17 protein-coding genes and 5 pseudogenes are annotated in these 18,239 nt (G+C 44.5%); 19 read left to right on the top strand and 3 right to left on the bottom strand.

Annotated features, from left to right (window positions below; genetic code table 11):
- Positions 1–313: 313 nt before the first annotated feature.
- The 5 genes from LEPTO7376_RS19800 (at position 314) to LEPTO7376_RS19780 (ending at position 4,953) form a co-directional block, all read left to right on the top strand.
- The gene (locus LEPTO7376_RS19800; RefSeq protein ID WP_015135830.1) at positions 314–1,780 is read left to right on the top strand and encodes a PP2C family protein-serine/threonine phosphatase; all 1,467 of its coding nucleotides are present in this window, start codon (positions 314–316) and stop codon (positions 1,778–1,780) included.
- A gap of 17 nt (positions 1,781–1,797) precedes the next feature.
- Complete coding sequence (locus LEPTO7376_RS19795) at positions 1,798–2,034, top strand: hypothetical protein (RefSeq protein ID WP_015135829.1); 237 nt, start codon at positions 1,798–1,800, stop codon at positions 2,032–2,034.
- Between the two features lie 97 nt (positions 2,035–2,131).
- Positions 2,132–2,986, top strand: a complete 855-nt coding sequence (locus LEPTO7376_RS19790; RefSeq protein WP_160148527.1) for a hypothetical protein — start codon at positions 2,132–2,134, stop codon at positions 2,984–2,986.
- A 46-nt stretch (positions 2,987–3,032) separates the two neighbouring features.
- Positions 3,033–4,280: a hypothetical protein gene (locus LEPTO7376_RS19785; protein ID WP_015135827.1), complete on the top strand. Its 1,248-nt coding sequence runs from the start codon at positions 3,033–3,035 to the stop codon at positions 4,278–4,280.
- Between the two features lie 88 nt (positions 4,281–4,368).
- Positions 4,369–4,953 (top strand): TetR/AcrR family transcriptional regulator, encoded by a 585-nt coding sequence (locus tag LEPTO7376_RS19780; protein ID WP_015135826.1) that lies wholly within the window; start codon positions 4,369–4,371, stop codon positions 4,951–4,953.
- Between the two features lie 103 nt (positions 4,954–5,056).
- Here the strand turns inward: LEPTO7376_RS19780 and LEPTO7376_RS19775 are convergent, their stop codons facing one another.
- The gene (locus LEPTO7376_RS19775) at positions 5,057–5,785 is read right to left on the bottom strand and encodes a Bax inhibitor-1 family protein (RefSeq protein WP_015135825.1); all 729 of its coding nucleotides are present in this window, start codon (positions 5,783–5,785) and stop codon (positions 5,057–5,059) included.
- A 145-nt stretch (positions 5,786–5,930) separates the two neighbouring features.
- On the opposite strand from LEPTO7376_RS19775, the gene accA reads away from it, so the two are divergent.
- The 6 genes from accA (at position 5,931) to LEPTO7376_RS26025 (ending at position 11,105) form a co-directional block, all read left to right on the top strand.
- Positions 5,931–6,908, top strand: coding sequence for an acetyl-CoA carboxylase carboxyl transferase subunit alpha (gene accA / locus LEPTO7376_RS19770; protein ID WP_015135824.1), 978 nt, complete (start codon positions 5,931–5,933; stop codon positions 6,906–6,908).
- Between the two features lie 410 nt (positions 6,909–7,318).
- The gene (locus tag LEPTO7376_RS19765) at positions 7,319–7,609 is read left to right on the top strand and encodes a hypothetical protein (protein ID WP_160148526.1); all 291 of its coding nucleotides are present in this window, start codon (positions 7,319–7,321) and stop codon (positions 7,607–7,609) included.
- 67 nt (positions 7,610–7,676) lie between these two features.
- The gene (gene folE, locus LEPTO7376_RS19760) at positions 7,677–8,396 is read left to right on the top strand and encodes a GTP cyclohydrolase I FolE (RefSeq protein WP_015135823.1); all 720 of its coding nucleotides are present in this window, start codon (positions 7,677–7,679) and stop codon (positions 8,394–8,396) included.
- A gap of 155 nt (positions 8,397–8,551) precedes the next feature.
- Positions 8,552–9,088, top strand: a complete 537-nt coding sequence (gene pyrR, locus LEPTO7376_RS19755) for a bifunctional pyr operon transcriptional regulator/uracil phosphoribosyltransferase PyrR (protein WP_015135822.1) — start codon at positions 8,552–8,554, stop codon at positions 9,086–9,088.
- A gap of 74 nt (positions 9,089–9,162) precedes the next feature.
- Positions 9,163–10,191 carry an ABC transporter permease gene (locus LEPTO7376_RS19750; RefSeq protein ID WP_015135821.1) on the top strand — a complete coding sequence of 343 codons (1,029 nt, stop codon included), beginning with the start codon at positions 9,163–9,165 and terminating at the stop codon, positions 10,189–10,191.
- 189 nt (positions 10,192–10,380) lie between these two features.
- Positions 10,381–11,105, top strand: a protein-coding gene (locus LEPTO7376_RS26025; protein WP_398338393.1) for an IS1 family transposase whose coding sequence is annotated in 2 segments (ribosomal slippage) — positions 10,381–10,704 and positions 10,707–11,105 — 723 coding nt in all. Because the reading frame shifts where the segments join, the coding sequence is not laid out codon by codon here.
- A gap of 65 nt (positions 11,106–11,170) precedes the next feature.
- Here LEPTO7376_RS26025 and LEPTO7376_RS19740 read toward each other — a convergent pair.
- Positions 11,171–11,734 (bottom strand): annotated as a pseudogene (locus tag LEPTO7376_RS19740) (IS982 family transposase); the annotation flags it as partial.
- A gap of 77 nt (positions 11,735–11,811) precedes the next feature.
- Between LEPTO7376_RS19740 and LEPTO7376_RS19735 the strand changes: the two are divergent.
- From LEPTO7376_RS19735 to LEPTO7376_RS19705, 8 genes and pseudogenes are all read left to right on the top strand, one after another.
- Positions 11,812–12,252, top strand: a pseudogene (locus LEPTO7376_RS19735) (transposase); the annotation flags it as partial.
- 222 nt (positions 12,253–12,474) lie between these two features.
- Positions 12,475–13,346, top strand: a pseudogene (locus LEPTO7376_RS29275) (IS630 family transposase).
- A gap of 150 nt (positions 13,347–13,496) precedes the next feature.
- Positions 13,497–13,706 carry a hypothetical protein gene (locus tag LEPTO7376_RS27995; protein ID WP_225901135.1) on the top strand — a complete coding sequence of 70 codons (210 nt, stop codon included), beginning with the start codon at positions 13,497–13,499 and terminating at the stop codon, positions 13,704–13,706.
- Positions 13,627–13,947, top strand: a complete 321-nt coding sequence (locus LEPTO7376_RS29270) for a transposase family protein (RefSeq protein WP_225901134.1) — start codon at positions 13,627–13,629, stop codon at positions 13,945–13,947. The genes LEPTO7376_RS27995 and LEPTO7376_RS29270 overlap by 80 nt, the downstream gene beginning before the upstream one ends.
- 128 nt (positions 13,948–14,075) lie before the next feature.
- Positions 14,076–14,225, top strand: a pseudogene (locus LEPTO7376_RS26625) (transposase); the annotation flags it as partial.
- Positions 14,216–14,692, top strand: a complete 477-nt coding sequence (locus LEPTO7376_RS19715) for an IS5 family transposase (RefSeq protein WP_083891174.1) — start codon at positions 14,216–14,218, stop codon at positions 14,690–14,692. The pseudogene LEPTO7376_RS26625 and the gene LEPTO7376_RS19715, both read left to right, overlap by 10 nt.
- Before the next feature lie 290 nt (positions 14,693–14,982).
- Positions 14,983–15,172 (top strand): annotated as a pseudogene (locus LEPTO7376_RS27985) (DDE-type integrase/transposase/recombinase); the annotation flags it as partial.
- A 259-nt stretch (positions 15,173–15,431) separates the two neighbouring features.
- A complete protein-coding gene (locus LEPTO7376_RS19705; protein WP_015135820.1) occupies positions 15,432–17,318 on the top strand; it encodes a mechanosensitive ion channel domain-containing protein in 1,887 nt (628 codons plus the stop codon).
- Between the two features lie 124 nt (positions 17,319–17,442).
- Here the strand turns inward: LEPTO7376_RS19705 and LEPTO7376_RS19700 are convergent, their stop codons facing one another.
- The gene (locus LEPTO7376_RS19700; RefSeq protein WP_015135819.1) at positions 17,443–18,234 is read right to left on the bottom strand and encodes a trans-aconitate 2-methyltransferase; all 792 of its coding nucleotides are present in this window, start codon (positions 18,232–18,234) and stop codon (positions 17,443–17,445) included.
- Positions 18,235–18,239 lie beyond the last annotated feature (5 nt).

Here is an 18,239-nt window from a genome sequence, read left to right as displayed (position 1 = left end):
TTTTGATGACAGCCACCACGTCATAAAACTTCATGACAATCCCACAAATTACTTGACATAGGTGTATTCATTAAGCTATCAATTAGCAACCTTTACTGGTAAATATGTACGAGACCTAAAAAAATCCCGTAATTTTTTGATTTGCAATTGAAGAAAAATATGTCGCAACTGGCTATGGCGATCGCCGCCCAAGATAATTTGCGTCAACACACTGAACTAGTAAGTAGAACTGAGGTTCTGTTCTCCATGTCGAGGCTAAACTGACGACCCGCAAGACTATTTCAAAACCCTTTTATTTCCTGCGCTAACTATTGTGACCTCAACCTCTAGCATCCAGCCTCCAGCCAATAGATCGGGCTCTCAGCACCAAGAGTCACGGTTAGTCGCACTTAGTCATCAACCAAAGGCAGAAGTCGTGTCCGCAGACCCTATTCAAGAGGATGTCGAATTTCTCAAGGCCCAAATTGCGAAGCTCAGTCGCGAACAGACCAAAATTCAAGATCTTTTGAGTTCCTTAGGTTTTGCACTCCGCAGTTTTAATAATCTCAATCAATTTTTAGAATTAACGCCACTCATCTCAGCACGAGTTTCCGATGCCGATGGGGGCGTATTATTGACCTTCACGAAAGAGGGTCGCATCCGTCTCGAAGCGATTTACTGTGGTCAGGGCGAAGGTATTGATGTCATTAAAAAGACTTTTGAAAAATTAGAGAGTCTCGGCTCTGGTAACACTGAAGCACTAGAATTAGATGAGCTTGATGATTGGTTACAGTCAGCGTTAGAAAATGTAGCTATCCTGCATAGCACATCAATTCTTGTTAAAAATATAGAGCGCGGTAGACTCTTCATTTTTAGTACCAGCGAAAATTATATTTGGGATATTACGCGCCGTAAATTGGTGCAGTTAGTCGCTGATCAAACTGCTGTGGCGATCGCCAACAATGATCTCACTCGCAAGTTACGGCAAAAAGAGAAGCAAGACCGCGAATTGGAAATCGCTTCCGAAATCCAAAATCATCTGTTGCCTCGCGAATGTCCTCGTATTAGTGGCTTGGCGCTCGCCGCTGAATGCCGCAATGCCTATCGAGTTGGGGGTGATTACTACGACTTTATCCCTTCGAATTATGACCGAGTGCGTCACCAAGACGACCCCAAACTTGTGCAATGTGTCCCTTGGAGCATTGTGATCGGTGACGTCATGGGTAAAGGTGTGCCAGCTGGTTTGATTATGACCATGACGCGGGGGATGCTGCGGGCAGAAGTCCTCAATCGTCACACTCCCGCACAGGTACTCTCTCACCTGAATCGGGTGATGTATCCCGACCTCGACAACTCCCACCGTTTTGTCACCCTATTTTATTCTGAGTACGACCCAGTCAGCCGTAAATTATCTTTCTGTAATGCGGCTCACCATCCACCTCTCCTCTGGCGTGCGCAAACCGATACCATTGAGCAACTCGATACCTGGGGAATGCTAATCGGTCTAGATATGGACTCCAAATATGAGGAAGGGGAAGTCACCCTAGAGCCAGGCGATATTATTTTGTATTACACCGATGGGTTCACAGATGCGGTAAATGCCCACGGCGATCGCTTCGATGAAGCAAATCTCTATGAGAGTTTCCAAACGGCCTGCCGCACCCACAATAATCCTAATGAAATTGTCGATGCGCTGTTTAAAAAAGTCAGTCAATTCACTTATCCAAAGATCCGCAATAGTGATGATATGACTCTCGTGGTTGTACAGGTACAATCGGAAACTGTTAAACCCTGTCAGTAGAACCTTCTCTATAAGCCATGTCTTTGCAAAAGCCTTTACAGTCTATCGCCGACGCTCAACAAGCTGGATTAATCGAAACTTTACCGCAACCCCAACTGGTGATTGGCCAGCAACTCAGCGGTTACGTTGAGGATCCTGATGTTCTCGGTCAAATCCAAACAGGTCTCACTAATTTCGTAGAATCTGGTCAGCTTTGGGCGATGATCGGGGGCTTTATTTTGGGCTATATGTTTGCCGGTTTACGTCGGGGCTAAAGGTCTTTTATCACTGTAAATTTACGGTATGCTTAGGGGGTCGTTCGCTGCTTTGCTCGCGATTTTGACTCTTTCATTTCGCCGTTTCAGATTACCTGTGACTAGATTTCCCCACACTCAACCTGAGAGACCGAACAAGTTTCGACGCGATATCAGTCGAGATTTAGTTGGTTTACAGGATGTTGTTGCCCTTAGCCGCTCGGTTAATTGGCAACGATTTATTTTGATTAGTGGTGTGAGCGCTGCTTCAGTAAATCTTTGGGCGTGGCAATGGGAACTCGTGGCAGCAACGGGTATCGGCGCGGCAGTGATGGGCGCAATATATGCATCCTACGACCTACCTTGGACAAAATATTTAGACGTTTTTTATCGGATATGGCGCAGTGATTATCAACGGTTACTGATGTCCGTAGCCAGTGGAGCGATCGCCGTCTCCGTAAGTTTCGGGGCGATCGCTCTGTGGGAAACTACAGAAAACCATTGGTTAGTGGTAGCTCTGGGCTGTCAAACCTTGATGATTGCTGCAATCCTACTTTTAACAACTAAAAATAGTTGGATGAAAGGCACAAATAATAAGCAATTTGAATCAGCTTTACATGATTTAAGCCATAGCAGCAGTGTCAAGCGTCTCGCCACTATTCGTTTTTTGCGACAGCTTCTCCAAGAGCAATCTCTCACCACAGAACAGCAGCAATTACTCTGCACTTTTTTGCACTTAGCATGGCGCGAGGAAACAGAAACTGTATTGCGAGAAGCGCTTCTTTCAACTCTCAGCCTTGCCCAAAAATTTGAACGGGGTATGCACGAACCTACACCCCTCGAAAAACCAACATCCCGCTCAAAACCTTTACGCCTCAAGAATTTCTCCCCAGTGGAACGCAAATCTTGGCGATCGCCCAGACCTTTAGAGTCAATGGAAATGAGTCAATCTTTTCGGGAAGAGCGCTCTTAAGTTCGTCACCAAATAGCCTTGTTTAAGTTTTTGAGTAATTTGTTTAATGTCCCAACCCTTTGATCTCTTGATTCTCAGCAATGGGCCAGGGGAGGTGGCAACATGGGTACGGCCAGTCGTAAAGACGATCCGACAGCGATTTGGGACATTACCACGCATTTCGGTAGTTCTTTCGCCTTGCAGTAATGGCACTGGCAAGGAAGCGGCGATCGCCCGTAGTTTTCCAGAAGTTGATCGAGTACAGGATGCCAAAGATTTTTTTCCATTTTTGCTATTTGGGAAAACAAAAGAACATTGGCAATGGTTTGACCAAGGACTGGTTTTATTTTTAGGGGGCGACCAGTTTTTCCCGCTCGTGATTGGCAAGCGACTGGGGTTTAAAACGTTTATTTATGCAGAATGGGACGCCCGTTGGTGGCGATTTATTGACGGCTTTGGTGTGATGAACGAAAAAGTTTTAGCAAAAGTTCCACCCCGTTACCACCACAAATTCACAGTTGTTGGGGATCTGATGGTAGATATTGACTCGAAGGCTGAATCTACGTCGTCCACAGCAACAACTATCGGATTATTGCCGGGTTCTAAGGCAATGAAATTGTCCCAAGGGCTGCCTCTCAGTTTGGCGATCGCCGAACAGCTCCGTCTTGCAAAACCAGATATTCAATTTCTTCTCCCCGTTGCGCCCACTTTAACGCTACAGAATCTCGCCAAATTTGCTGACCCTGGCTACAATCCCGTTGTGTCACTCGTAAATGGGCAAACCGCCCAGCTCAAACACATTAACGAAAAACCTGTTTTAGAGACTCCCACAGGGCTACAGGTGAAATTAATCACTGATTTTCCTGCCCATGATTTTTTGCGCGACTGTAGCCTTTGCGTGACTACAATTGGTGCAAATACTGCCGAACTCGGAGCCTTGGGGATTCCGATGATCGTGCTATTACCCACTCAGAAAATCGATGCGATGAAAGCGTGGGATGGCATTCCTGGCCTCATTGCAAAAATTCCATTTGTCGGGACTTTGTTTCTTCGCTGGTTTAATAGTCGCCTTGCTAAACAAATTGAAAAAAAACAATCCTTTTTCGCTTGGCCGAATATCTGGGCAAATCGTAAAATCATTCCCGAACTGCTCGGTGATCTAACCGCAGAATATGTTGCGGATATCATGCTCGATTTTTTAGACCATCCTGAAAAATTAGCAGCCATCCAATCAGAATTACACCATTTGCGCGGTTCCCGTGGTGCAGCCAAAAAACTGACCGAGGCGATCGCCAAATTAATGAACTTGCCCTAAATTCACAGAACCTTGTTTTTTGACTTAATGGTCAAGCTAGAATTAGGATAAGCAATCCGATAAAATTTCAATTCACAACACAACACTTATGGCTGGTCGCAAACTCGCATTTGAACGGGAAGTCGTTTTAGATAAAGCGATGGATCTCTTTTGGGAGAAAGGCTACCATGCCACTGGCCTGACAGAATTGCTCGAACGAATGGGCATTAAACGCCAAAGTCTTTACAATACCTTTGGTAGCAAACATCAGCTTTTTCTTGAGGCGATCGCCCACTACGGTTCAACGGTTGTCCAAACCCTAGAAACAGAACTCCTGAAACCCGGTTCAGTGATCGCCAATATCGAAACATTTTTTGATCAGAAAATTGCCACTGCCAATACCGATTGTTGCCGAGGCTGTTTTCTGGTTAATGCCATGGTTGAACTTTCTCCCCATGACCAAAAAGTTGCCGCTGAAGTGGAGCGGTTATGTCAACAGGGGGAACGTGCCTTTGAAGCAGCCCTCAATAAGGCGATTGCCGAGGGAGAGCTGCCAACAGACTTTGAGACAAAAAAAATTGCTCGTTATCTTCACCAAACTGCCCTTGGCTTAAGCGCTCGCACCAAAGGAATTCCTAACCCTGACGATCTCCACGAAACCATTGAGTTAGCCCTCGCCGTTTTACATCCATAAGAAAACTCCCCACCACCAGGATGAGGAGTGATCGCGTGACTAACTTAAATTTCTAATTGAATTTTTAAATTAAGTGACTCGTTTTCTGTGACCTTCAATGTCTCTAGTCGCGGCTATTGATCGCAATCAGCAAACGGAGAATGAAGATAAAGAGGTTGATGTAAGTGAGGTACATCGAGAGTGCAGCGGAGAGGTATTGCTCATCCCGATAGGTACGAGGCAGGACGTAGAAGTCAACGACTGCACAACCAGCAAATAGGAGTGTACCTAGACCCGAAATACCTACTTCTAACCAACTGGGAGTGTAAACACCAAAGAGGCTAAAACCAAGTTGTGCGATGAGGACAACGAACAATGCTGTAATGCCAAGGCGAACCGTTTGTGCGAGGGCTAGACCATCTTCGTCGGATAGATTCGAGCCAATGTTTCGGGCAATAATAAAGGTGACACCACAACCTAATGCTGCAATCCCAACACCTTGGATACCAACACCAGCGGTACCGATCGCCAATGCGACTAGACCAGTGAGAGTGTAGCCAGAAAGGAGACTATAAACAGCGAGGAGAGGTAATGCGGTAGCGTTATTCCCTTTCTCTGCAACACCACGAGCAACGAAGAATAATGCCAATTCAGCAATTAGCGCAACCCAAAAGGTTGGCATAAACATGCTGGGGTTTGTTTGAAGTACTCCTAGGCCGCCGTAGGTACCGAGGGCTGTGAGGACGAGACCACCGCCGAGATAGGGGAGGGCATTTTTGACGACATCGGAACCAACAAGAGCTTGCCCTTTTGCCTGCCGTATGGCATCCCGAAAATTACTTGTGTTACTCATATACGTACTTTTTTAATTAAAAACTTATTGACTTAATTATATTTTGGCAAAACTCAGGGGCGATCGCAGTACGGATTTCTTTACTGTTGGCAAAGCTTGTGGCGATAATGGAGAACGGTAAACGCTGTCAGTGAACAAGATCACCATGCCAAAAACGGAGCGACGCACATTTCTCCTCGACTTTGAAAAGCCTCTCTCTGAGCTGGAATCACGGATCGATCAGATTCGAGAGCTTGCAGAAGAAAATAATGTCGATGTCTCAGAGCAGATTAAGCAGCTTGAGGATCGCGCAGATTTGCTCAGGAATGAAATTTTTAGTGCTTTAACCCCAGCTCAACGGTTACAACTCGCCCGCCACCCTCGCCGTCCGAGCACCCTCGATTATGTGCAGATGATGACAGACGAGTGGTTTGAACTTCACGGCGATCGCGGTGGGTCCGATGATCCAGCTTTAATCGGTGGGATTGCGAGATTCGATGGTCAGCCTGTAATGATGCTTGGTCACCAAAAGGGTCGCGATACGAAAGATAATGTCGCCCGAAATTTCGGAATGCCAGCCCCTGGTGGTTATCGCAAAGCAATGCGCTTGATGGATCACGCTAATCGCTTTGGCATGCCGATCCTGACGTTTATCGATACACCTGGCGCTTGGGCAGGCCTCGAAGCGGAAAAACTTGGTCAAGGGGAGGCGATCGCCTACAACTTGCGAGAAATGTTTAGTCTCGATGTACCAATTATTTGCACCGTTATTGGCGAAGGTGGTTCCGGTGGAGCTTTGGGAATCGGGGTCGGCGATCGCGTTCTCATGCTGCAACATAGCGTTTATACCGTGGCGACTCCTGAAGCCTGTGCTGCAATCCTATGGAAAGATGCAGGTAAATCTGAACAAGCTGCTGCCGCCCTGAAAATCACTGCCGAAGATCTAAAAAAACTCAGCATTATCGATGAGATTGTCCCAGAGCCGCCATCTTGCGCACACTCTGATCCGATTAATGCCGCTCAGCTTCTCAAACAAACGATCCAAGCAAACTTACAAACTTTGCTACAGATGACACCCGAACAACGGAAAGATCTTCGTTATCAGCGTTTCCGTAAAATCGGTGTATTTTTAGAATCTGCTTAAACCACCCATAATCGTTAAGGTTTAGGGTGTTATACTGTTTTGGTAACATTTTGTAACATTGCTCAGGCTTTGTTAGGGTGTCAATACCTCAAGCATTAAGGTTGTATAGCGATGCATAACATTGGAGCTCGCTTTTCTGCCTTCGGACTAGCATTTGTCCGCATTTATATCGCCTTGATGGCAACTCCGACATGGGTTTGCCTTTTTTAAGTGCGATTTTTAGGCGACAAAAACTAGGCAAGCGAAAGGAATTGGACGTTAAGACAAAGTAAGGCTTAGTCTCTATGCACTTTTCTGCCGATACAAAAAAATCCATTGCCACAAAAGCCAATCAAATAATTGGCAGGATTGTATCTTTGGGTTTGGCAAAGAAGATTATTAGGGTTAATCAGGTTTTAATGAGGCGTTTCATGGAGCGTCTTGAGGCAATGAAAAACTCTATAGAAAGTTTTACTTTTAGCCTCACTAGCATTTTTCAGACAACTTCGAGGAAAGAATCCACCAATGGTATTCAGGTAATGACAAGAATACCTGGTGCACTTCGGACTTCAATTTGGGATGCAGAGATGACTGATGCTGATTTAGACAGCATAATACTGACCCAAATAAATGTTGCTGAAACCATCCTTCAAATTGTCAGGCTACTAGCTGGCACAAATATTGAAGACATTACAGTCACATCCAGTGCAGGTGTCCTATAGACTTCAACGGCTAATTTAGCCATATCCTGCATAATTCATTCTTACTCCTAAAACTAAACAACACATTATGACGACATCTTCTTTAAACAGTACCAACAGTGGTTCTAGCACCCCCACAACAGACGCTCTAGGTCGTGATCTCGCGGATATCGTCACCCGCCCCGACCGCAATAGCAATGATGGTAAGACGGCAAGCATCCGTCCTTCTACAGAAGAAAGCCAGCAAAAAATGATGGAAGCGGTCTACACCATGTTGGAATCAGTTGGTGAAGATCCTGAGCGAGAAGGTTTGCTAAAAACACCTAAGCGTGTTGCGAAGGCAATGCAGTTTTTGACCCAAGGTTATAACCAATCCCTTGAGGAACTGCTCAATGGTGCCATTTTTGATGAAGGACACAATGAAATGGTCTTGGTAAGAGACATTGATTTCTTTAGTCTCTGTGAACACCACATGTTGCCTTTCATGGGTCGTGCCCATGTTGCTTACATTCCAAACCAGAAGGTTGTGGGTTTGAGTAAGTTGGCTCGGATTGTAGAGATGTATTCTCGTCGTCTACAGGTTCAGGAGCGCTTAACTCGTCAAATCGCTGAGGCTGTAGAGGAAGTGCTTGAGCCTCAAGGTGTCGCGGTTGTGATGGAGGGAATGCATATGTGTATGTCTATGCGGGGTGTTCAGAAGCCTGGTTCTTGGACAGTGACCAGTGCAATGATTGGTTGTTTTCAGAATGAGCAGAAAACGCGCGAAGAATTTTTAAACCTCATTCGCCACAAACCCAGTTTCCTTTAGGGATCTATATCAGCGATTTAGAAATCTAAGATTTTAAGGGCAGCTCCAGGGCTGTCTTTTTCTTTTGGAATCATTAGTACAGGAAAAAATAGGCAGCGATCGCCTGGGGTTCAGTGCAAGGCGTACAATATAAACCTACTGCACCAAGGTTGACCATGACAGACAGTGTCATCGAGATTCTTTCCGCTGAGGAAATGCGCCGTACATTGACGCGTCTCGCTTCACAAATTATCGAGAAAGCGCGGGATTTATCAAATGTAGCGTTGCTAGGGCTTTATACGCGTGGTGTGCCCTTAGCCCAGAGTATTGCGAAACAAATCGATCTTTTAGAAAATATTCAGGTGCCTGTGGGGTCGCTGGATATCACGTTTTATCGGGATGATCTCGACAAAATCAGTGTGCGCACGCCGTCCAAAACAGATATTCCGTTTGATATTAATGGACGACACTTGGTGCTGGTGGATGATGTTGTGTTTAGTGGCAGAACGATTCGGGCAGCTCTCAACGCGGTGAATGATTATGGTCGTCCGGAGTTGATTCGGTTGGCGGTGCTCGTGGATCGGGGTCATCGTCAGTTGCCTGTACAGCCAGATTTCACAGGCAAAAAATTACCGACAGCCAAGGATGAGAAGGTGAAAGTATTTTTGCAAAATGTGGACGGACGGGATGCGGTGGAATTGATTAAATCCTAGGACTCAACGCAAAGATGTGGCGATCGCCCCGTGTTTCTCTATAATCTTTGCAGTCCGCCGGAAACCAAATCGCTATGTCCTCCCGCAGTAAAGCCCTCCAATACTACATTTTGACCCGCCTCATATTGGCGCCGTTGATGTTGTTCACGATTGTGACGGTGGTGTTTTTGCTATTGCGGGCAACACCGGGCGACCCTGCCGATGCAATCCTTGGTAACCGTGCCCCGGAAGCTGCGAAAGCTGCTCTGCGAGAACAGTTGGGTTTGGATATGCCACTCTGGTTGCAATATATTGCCTATCTCGGCCAGCTTCTCAAATTTGATCTTGGGACTTCTCTCACCAGTCGTGGTTTAGATGTGTGGCAAGTGATTCAGCAACATTTCCCAGCGACGGTAGAACTCACCTTTTTTGGGATGTTGGTGGCAGTGACTATTGGTGTGAGTGTCGGAATGTTGTCGGCCTCGAAACAAGGCACGATTTTTGATATTGGTGGTCGTCTCTTCGGCATCGTCACCTATGCGCTCCCTCTGTTTTGGATGGGGATGGTGGTGCAATTGGTGTTCTCTGTAAAGCTCGGTTGGTTTCCGCTCGGCACAAGGTTTCCGCTGAATATTGAGCCACCCCCAAGTATTTCTGGTCTATATACCCTCGACAGTGTCCTCACTGGCAATTTTCTCCAGCTAAAAACAGCACTTTATTATCTATTTCTACCCTGCACAACCCTTGGCTTATTGCTGAGTGGTATCTTCGAACGAATTGTCCGGGTAAATCTCCGGCAAACCCTGAAGTCTGATTACGTCGAGGCGGCGCGAGCGCGGGGCATCCCAGAACGAAAAATCCTCTTAAATCATGCCCTAAAAAATGCGCTTATTCCTGTTATTACTGTGCTCGGTTTAACGTTTGCGGCATTACTCGGTGGGGCAGTACTAACAGAGGTAACCTTCTCATGGCCAGGTCTCGGCAACCGATTATATGAGGCAATCTCTTTGCGGGACTATCCAACAGTGCAAGGAATTATGGTCTTTTTTGGGGCGATCGTCGTGGTGATGAGTCTCGTGATCGATATCGTGAATGCGCTGATTGATCCGCGGATTCGCTATTAATTTTTAGGGCATTGTCAACTTAACTGAAGATTTTAGGAATGTAGCTACTATTTTTCTACAAGGACGGCTGTTCCTGATTTAGAAAGCTTTTGACCTCTTGCAAAAGGTTATAGCAATTCAAAATTGGAGAGTTTCAAGTAAGTAATGCTATAGCAAAATGGAGTGAGTCGTTTCCTTGGAAGTCTCGCTATGACAATTCACTGTCCCCAATGTAATGCTCAAGACATCATCAAAAGTGGATTCGCTAAAAATCGTCAACGATTTAAGTGTAAGCAGTGCAATTATCAATTTACAAGCTTTTCTAAAGAGCGGGGCAAGCCTCTCTGGATGAAATTAGAAGCTGTATTGATGTATATGAGTGGTATGTCAATGAATGCGACAGCCAAGATTCTCGGTGTATCAGCTCAATCAGTGCTCAATTGGGTAAGAGATTTCGGTGAAGCCAATTATGAAAAGCCCACTCCTGAGTCTGCTGTCGTGGTGGAGCTAGATGAGCTATGGCATTTTATCCAAGAGAAAAAAACAAACTTTGGGTCTGGAAAGCATATGACCGTAATACTGGGCGACTCATTGACTGGGAATTGGGAAGTCGTGATAGTCGAACTTTAGGTCATTTACTAGAGCGGTTCTCGCAATGGCAAATCACTGTCTATTGCACCGATAATTGGAAACCCTATCAACAGCTATTAGAGAATCACCCAGATGCTTTTCATGTCATTAGCAAGAAAGAGACAATAGCAATTGAGAGAAACAACTCAGACAATCGCCATTGGTTTGCTCGGTTTCATCGCAGGACGAAGGTCGTCTCTAAATCAAAACACATGGTGGACTTGAGCATGGCACTGTTTGCGAAATTTAGAGTGAATGGAAGTATTGAGCTACTGCGCAATTGGCGTTTAACATTACTCTCTTGAAACTCTCCAAAATTGTAAAGACCAGCAATGAGATTAACGTGAGTTCGGGATAAGGAATAAAGGTTCTAATCAAGTTTTAGAGAAGGTTTCTTGGGCTGATGAGAATAGGCAATGAGACAACACAGCAAGTTGACACAAAAGTTGGCAGGACTGCGGTGGCGGGAATGTTCAATCTGAGAAATATTCTTCAGTTGGTCAATGACTGTTTCAATCAAAGCTCGCTTACGAGCCAGAACTTTGTCACGCCAAAGCATCAGGTGATTCTTCATATTGCGACGAGGCTTAGCTAGAAGCGTCACATCATATTCTTCTTGTAAATACTGTGCCAGAGGTTGAGAGACGTAACCTTTATCAGCAAAGACTTTTCCCGATAACTCTTTCAATAGCTCTACCACAGGCTTTCTATCATCAGTGTTGCCGGGTGTGACTTTCACATTGAGTAATTCTCCACGATCATTGATAACCAGATGTAGTTTGAAACCAAAGAACCAACCCACAGAGGTTTTACCTCGAGCGGCATGACCATCAAAAACGCGATGTTGAGAGATGCGGCGATTGTGACAAACCTTGATACTGGTGGCATCAATGAAACGAATACCTGTGCATTGACCATAACAGTGCTTTAGGTAACGTGAGTTCGGGATAATGAAGAAAAAGGAGAAAGTGCATATTGTGGAAGTTGATAAACAGCCCACCACCTTCTCCCATGACCAGTCTAGAGCCTTTGTTTTGTGCTGTTGATGATTTCTGCCAAGTCTTTGAACCTCAATGGCAACAACAGCTGCTGGCCTCGAAACAACGGCGGCGACGTCGCTCAAGAAGCTTGAGTTTAAGCGAGATAATGACGATATTGATTGCTTTTCATCAATCTCATTATCGTAACTTCAAGTATTTCTATCTCATCAATGTGCGTCATCATTGGCGAGGAGCTTTTCCCAGAGCCGTGAGTTACCAACGTTTTGTGGAATGGATGCCTTCTACATTAGTACCGCTGTGCATCTATTGGCGCCACTGTTATGGCCAATGCACAGGAATCAGTTTCATTGATGCCACCAGTATCAAGGTTTGTCACAATCGCCGCATCTCTCAACATCGCGTTTTTGATGGTCATGCCGCTCGAGGTGAAACCTCTGTGGGTTGGTTCTTTTGACCTCTTGCAAAAGGGGTGAGAGTAGGTAAAAAAGAGGAAAGTAACAGAGTCATAGCGATAAAAATGCCAACTTACGAACAGCTCCAACATTTATCTCCAGAACAATTCAGGAGAGCCTGTGGAGTTAAACTTCAGACCTTCAATCGTCTGGTAGAGGTCCTATAGCAGGCAAGGAGTGGGTTAAGACAGAATAGGATAGAAGCAATAAACATAGATGCCATGCCTGCTCCCCATAGTCTTGATTTACGCCTAAAAGCTGTTGCCGCCTTCGATAAAGGTGAACGAAAAAGTGATATCTGTCGCTTCTTTGGTATTAGCCGAAATACGCTAGACCTGTGGCTGAAACGACGAGAGAAAATCGGTTCAGTCGCTCCGAAGACAGATTACCGTCGAGGCCCTCAACCGAAGATTAATGATCTAGATGCTTTTCGTGCTTTTGCAGAGGAATATGGGCATCTAACCCAGAAGGAAATGGCGGAGAAATGGCCAGAGTCTATTAGTGATGCATCCAGACGTGAAGCTCTACGGAAAATTGAATTTACTCGAAAAAAAAGACCTATCGATATCAAGAGAGAGATAAAGAATTAGAAAAAGCATTTGTGGCACAACTGAAGCAGTATGTCCAAGAACGACTCGTATATATCGATGAAAGTGGATTTGATAATACCTTAGATTATGGGTATGGCTACTGCCATAAGTCAGAGAGGTTTATCGCAGAGAAGTTAGGTCATCGTACAGAACGAGTTAGCGTGATTGGAGGATGGCGAGAGGGAGAGCAGATAGCACCGATGGTATTTGAGGGCTATGCCAACAGCGCCTTAGTTTGCCAATGGGTAGAGGATTGCTTAGTGCCAGAGTTGATTCCGGGTCAAATTATTATTCTGGATAATGCCAGTGTTCATCCAAAGGAAAGAATACAAACATTGGTGGCGAAGGCAGGATGTGAAGTGATATTTTTGCCACCCTACTCACCACACCTGAACAAGATAGAGAAGTTTTGGGGGAGGTTAAAGAAGGAGGTAAGTAAGCTCATCAAGAAGACTGAGGATTTGTTCGATGCCATCAGAATAGCCTTCTGTTCTATGTCCTAACCTTCTCCTTCGCTGCTATAGCAGAAGCTAAAGCAAAGCAAAAACCTGGTCGTCCCAGTATTTTATCCCTGGAAAATCAGTTACTCCTCATCTTGGAATATCTGAGGGAATATCGCACTTATTTTCCTATCGCTCAATCATGGGGCATTCATGAATCAACAGTTTGTCGCATGGTGCAAAAAAACAGAGAATACACTCATCAAAGAAACCGATTGCCACTTACCCGGCATGAAACAGCTCCATGGTTCAGAAGAGTTATCTCTAACAGTAGTGGTGATGGATGCCACAGAACAGGCGATTGAAAAGCCGCAAAAAACAACGTCTTTACTACTCAGGGAAAAAGAAGCATCATTCTCTTAAAGCTCAAATAGTTATTGCTTGGCAGTGGGCACAGATTATCTGTTGTGACTGTGAGAAAGGTAGCACCCATGACTTCAAACTACTCAAAAAGAGTAGAGTGCATTTTCAGCAGGGACAACTCTGCCTTGCCGACACTGGATATCAAGGTATACACAAGCGACATCAGCGGAGTCACACTCCTCACAAGAAGCCGAGGAGGAGAGTTGACTGCGGGAACAGAAACAGGAGAATCAGCTCTTAGAGGATGTCTGAAAAGTCTTTATGTTCGATAAATACTGCGTAAATTCCGCCAGGTTGATCGCCTGAAGTACTTATTTTTACGTGCAACTCATTTCGACAAAAGTTACGGTCAGACCCTTTTCAGACATCCTCTTAGCAGCTCAAAGAATCACCATTGAGATGGTATTCAGAATGCTCAAAAGATTCCGCCTCTTATCCAGTCGATATCGTAACCGCCGTCGGAGATGGGGATTAAGACTCAATCTCATTGCTGGTCTTTACAATTTTGAATTGCCATAACCTTTTGCAAGAGGTCAAATGATTCATCAGGATGTTGGTGTGGCAACAAACGGGTCAAAGGACGCAAACGTCATGTGATGGTGGATAGCTTGGGAATCCCCCTAGCGATAATCGTTACAGCTGCTAACGTCTCTGATATCAAAGGATTGCGATTCCTACTAGAGCGAGTCAAAAGTCTGGATTTAAATTTAGAGCGCCTCTATTTACTCTATGTCGATGGAGGCTATCATGGGGCGAACCTCATGCGCTGGGTAATGGATAGCTTCGGTTGGATATTGGCGGTGGTACTACGCCCAAAAGAACAAACGGGCTTTACTCCTCTGCCAAGGCGATGGGTGGTGGAAAGGACATTTGGCTGGTTCTATTGGTGCAGACGTTTGAGTCGTGATTATGAATGTTCCACTGAGAGTGCAGAAGCTTGGATTTACATCGCTTCTCTTCGTCTGCTCTTGAGGCGATTAGCCTGATATTCGACTTTTTAAACATCCTCTAAGACGATTAGCCTGAAACCAGACTTTTCAGACATCCTCTTATATAAGCAAGAGTAATCCATAAGGCTAACATCCGGGGCCTATAATCACTATTGTGCCTGTTCGGAAGTTTCTTTCTCCATAATTCCCCTCAATGACATTATCAACTTAAGTGAAAGGTTTTCACGACAAGGACTTTGTCAGATGAGTCAATGAATCATTTCTACAAAAGACATCGCTACCCAAGCGAGATAATCTGCCATGGCATCTGGCTCTACTACACATTTCCTAGAGTGATAGTCACCGATAAACTCAAGAGTTATGGAGCCGCTAAAAAGAACATACTCAAAGGGGTAGAGCATAGACAGCATAGAGGCTTGAATAATCGAGTATAGAATTCCCATCGACCGACGAGGGTGAGGGAAAGGCGAATGGGCAGATTCAAGTCCTCTGGTCATGCCCAACGATTTTTATCAGCATTTGAACCGATACGAGGATACTTCCACCCACATCAACACCAGCATCCAGCCAAAGAATATCGAGAGATAATGAGCCAACAGATAGAGAGTTGTCAGAAACAGCCGTTCTTGCAGAAAAATGGTGACTAAATTTCTAATATCTTCAGTTAAGTTGGCAATTCCCTTCAGCTTAACAATTATAAATAGTTTGTTTACTATAGTTCTTCCCTGCTTCATACTTAGCAAACACAAATGGTTAATGTAGGAAAAAGCAGGTAATGAAGTTTGCCAAACAGCAATCAACACTCAAGCAAAAGCTTAAGGTTATAATCGCCACGAGTATTATGGTGAGCTCTTTTTGCCTCGGTTTGCCGTTGAAAGCTCAAGAAGAAGAAGTTGGAGCAACTCCTCTGACCACTACGATTGTAGGAGAACCGGAAACAGAGCAAGCGATAACTGCTGAAAATTCTGAAATTCCTCTGGATCAGCTCAAATTTTTAGTACAGCCTTTGCTTCTCGAAGAGTTAGAAGTCGAAGCTGCTGCTTGGCTAATGTTGCTCAAAGCTAAAGTTCAAGAAAAAGCAGACGCAGAGATCGCTATTAAACGGCGGAATGAAATTACCGATACCAAAGAAGAAGCTGTCGAATCAATCGAGACGGCGGAGAAACTTTTGGAGCAAGCACAGCAAGCTAAAGAGAATGCCGAAGTTGGTACCCCTGAGTATGATAATGCCATCAAGAAAGTAGAGGAGGCTGAAGCCGCGCTAGCTGAAGCGAGAGCTGCAGTAACGGAAGTTATTGAAGCCCAAGAGGAATTACAAGAAGATGAAGCTAGCCAAAAAGCGATTGAAAAAGCGGAAGAAATTGTAGAAGAGAAAGAAGCCGAAGAATCTGGTGAAACTCCTCCTCCATCCGACGATAACAGTGAAGCGATTGAAGTTGATAAGGAATCTTTAGAGACTCTGGGTGAAGCTCAAGAAACACTAGATGAGATAGCTGAGGAAGAAAAAGACGAAGCTGAGCTTTTGCAAGACGATGCAAAACTCGAGGAAGAGGAAGAAATCCTTCAGGAAATTGCTGAAGATATTGAAGACTCAGCCGAAGAAGAAGCTGAGTTAAAACAAGAGCTAGTTAAAGGGGTTACTGAGCTTCAAGAAGAACAAACGGCGATCGCTGATCGCTTAGAAGTTGTCCTTGATGAAATGGATGCCAAAGGCGGAGATTCCACTTCTTATCGCACCTATATCAAAGCAGTTAGCACTTTAGAGATTGACGTAACCGATACATCTGGCTTAGGAGTCAGAATTCAGGGCTGGCTTGCCTCTGAAGAAGGAGGTCTGCGCTGGGCTAAAAACATTGCAGTTTTCTTGGTGGTATTGGCTATTTCTGTCGCAATTACCCAAGCCCTCGCAGTAGCTTTGGATAAATCCCTTAAAAAGTTTGGGAACACTTCCAACCTATTAAGAGAGTTCTCTGTAATGACTGTCAAACGAGGGGGGATTGTCTTGGGTATCCTTCTGGGCTTAACTGCTTTAGAAGTCAGTTTAGGACCAGTACTTGCTTTAGTAGGGGGGGCAAGTTTCATCTTAGCTTTTGCCTTACAAAGCAACCTTGGTAACTTTGCCAGTGGCTTATTACTCCTGACAACTAAGCCTTTCGATGTAGGAGATGAAATTCAAGTTGCTGGCTATTGGGCTTTTGTTCGATCAATCACCCTAGCCAACACCAAACTACAAGGCTTCGATGGAAGTATCATCACAATCCCAAATAACACTGTTTGGGGAGGAAATATCGTCAACCATACCCATAGTGACATGCGAAAATTAACATTGAACATCAATGTTAAATTCGTTGACGACTTAGAGAAAGTCAAGAACATGTGGTTTGAGATAGCATCTGATGAACCTCGAGTTGAACGGCACTATTGGTTCCCCTATAACTCACATTTTGATTCCCATGTCTCAATTACTTTAGGCTCTTGGACCAAAACAGAAGAATATTGGGAGATGTATATTGTGATGCTTCTTAAATTACAGAAACGACTGGATGAATTAAATATTGAGCTCACGACTCCAATCCAAGATATTCGCATCCAGCAACTCTCATCAGGCACAACAAATAGCGAAACTCTAAACCCTTCACAAATGATTCCCCCAGCGGAATAAAGCGAGAATATTTCGCTGAATAGAAGCATCTAATTCTTGCTTCTCAAGAAAAAAGATCCTTAGAATATCTAAGGATCTTTTTTTATCGCAAATTTAGATTTATTTACTTTGAAGAAGAGAATGCCTAAGCAGCTTTGATAAGCACTACAGCAACTTCACTATCAGATTGATAAGGGCCAAATGCAAAATCCCCATAAATATCAGTAACTTTCAATCCGCAAGTTTCCAATAATAATTGAAACTCTCCGAGGAAGAAGAAGCGACTGCGCCATAAAACAGCTTGCTCTCTTTCTAGCAAGCCTTCCTGATCATAGATTTTATAATGCCGATCTTGCTCCATAATTTGGGTCGAGTGATCAAACCGAAAAGTACTCCACATTTCCGTGGTATTACCAGTTTCTGGATTGATTCCTTGTTTTACCTTCATCACAGCGACGTCATTGTCTAACCATTTTTCATCCTTTGCTTCTACCCATGTGGGCAAGTCAATCACCAATGTTCCACCATCAGCAAGATGATTACGCAAAGCATTCAAGCATGACTTCTGATCTTGAATGGATAGAAGGTAAACAAAGCTGGCAAAGGGAATAAAGACAAAACTAAACTTTTTATTTAAGTTGAAATCTCGCATATCTTCGTGATATAGATGAATGCGATCGCGAGTTTCTTCTGATAGGCTTGGGAGCTTATCTCGAAATTTCTGCAGCATTGCAGCTGAGTAATCAATACCATGTACAATCCTTCCTTTTTCAGCAAGAGGAATTGCCAATCTTCCTGTACCGACAGCACATTCTAAGATTTCAGAATGACCTTCAGTTAATTGGCAGTACATATCAACATCTTTGTCTGTTTTCCGATATAGCCAATCGTATAGAATTGGTCGATCTGGAACTTGAGGAAAAATATCTTGAGCCATTTTTT

Origin of the sequence: [Leptolyngbya] sp. PCC 7376, from assembly GCF_000316605.1 — a bacterium.
Taxonomy (GTDB): domain Bacteria; phylum Cyanobacteriota; class Cyanobacteriia; order Cyanobacteriales; family MRBY01; genus MRBY01.
The sequence above is the reverse complement of the archived record's forward strand: the minus strand, read 5'-3'. Positions and strand labels throughout refer to the sequence as shown.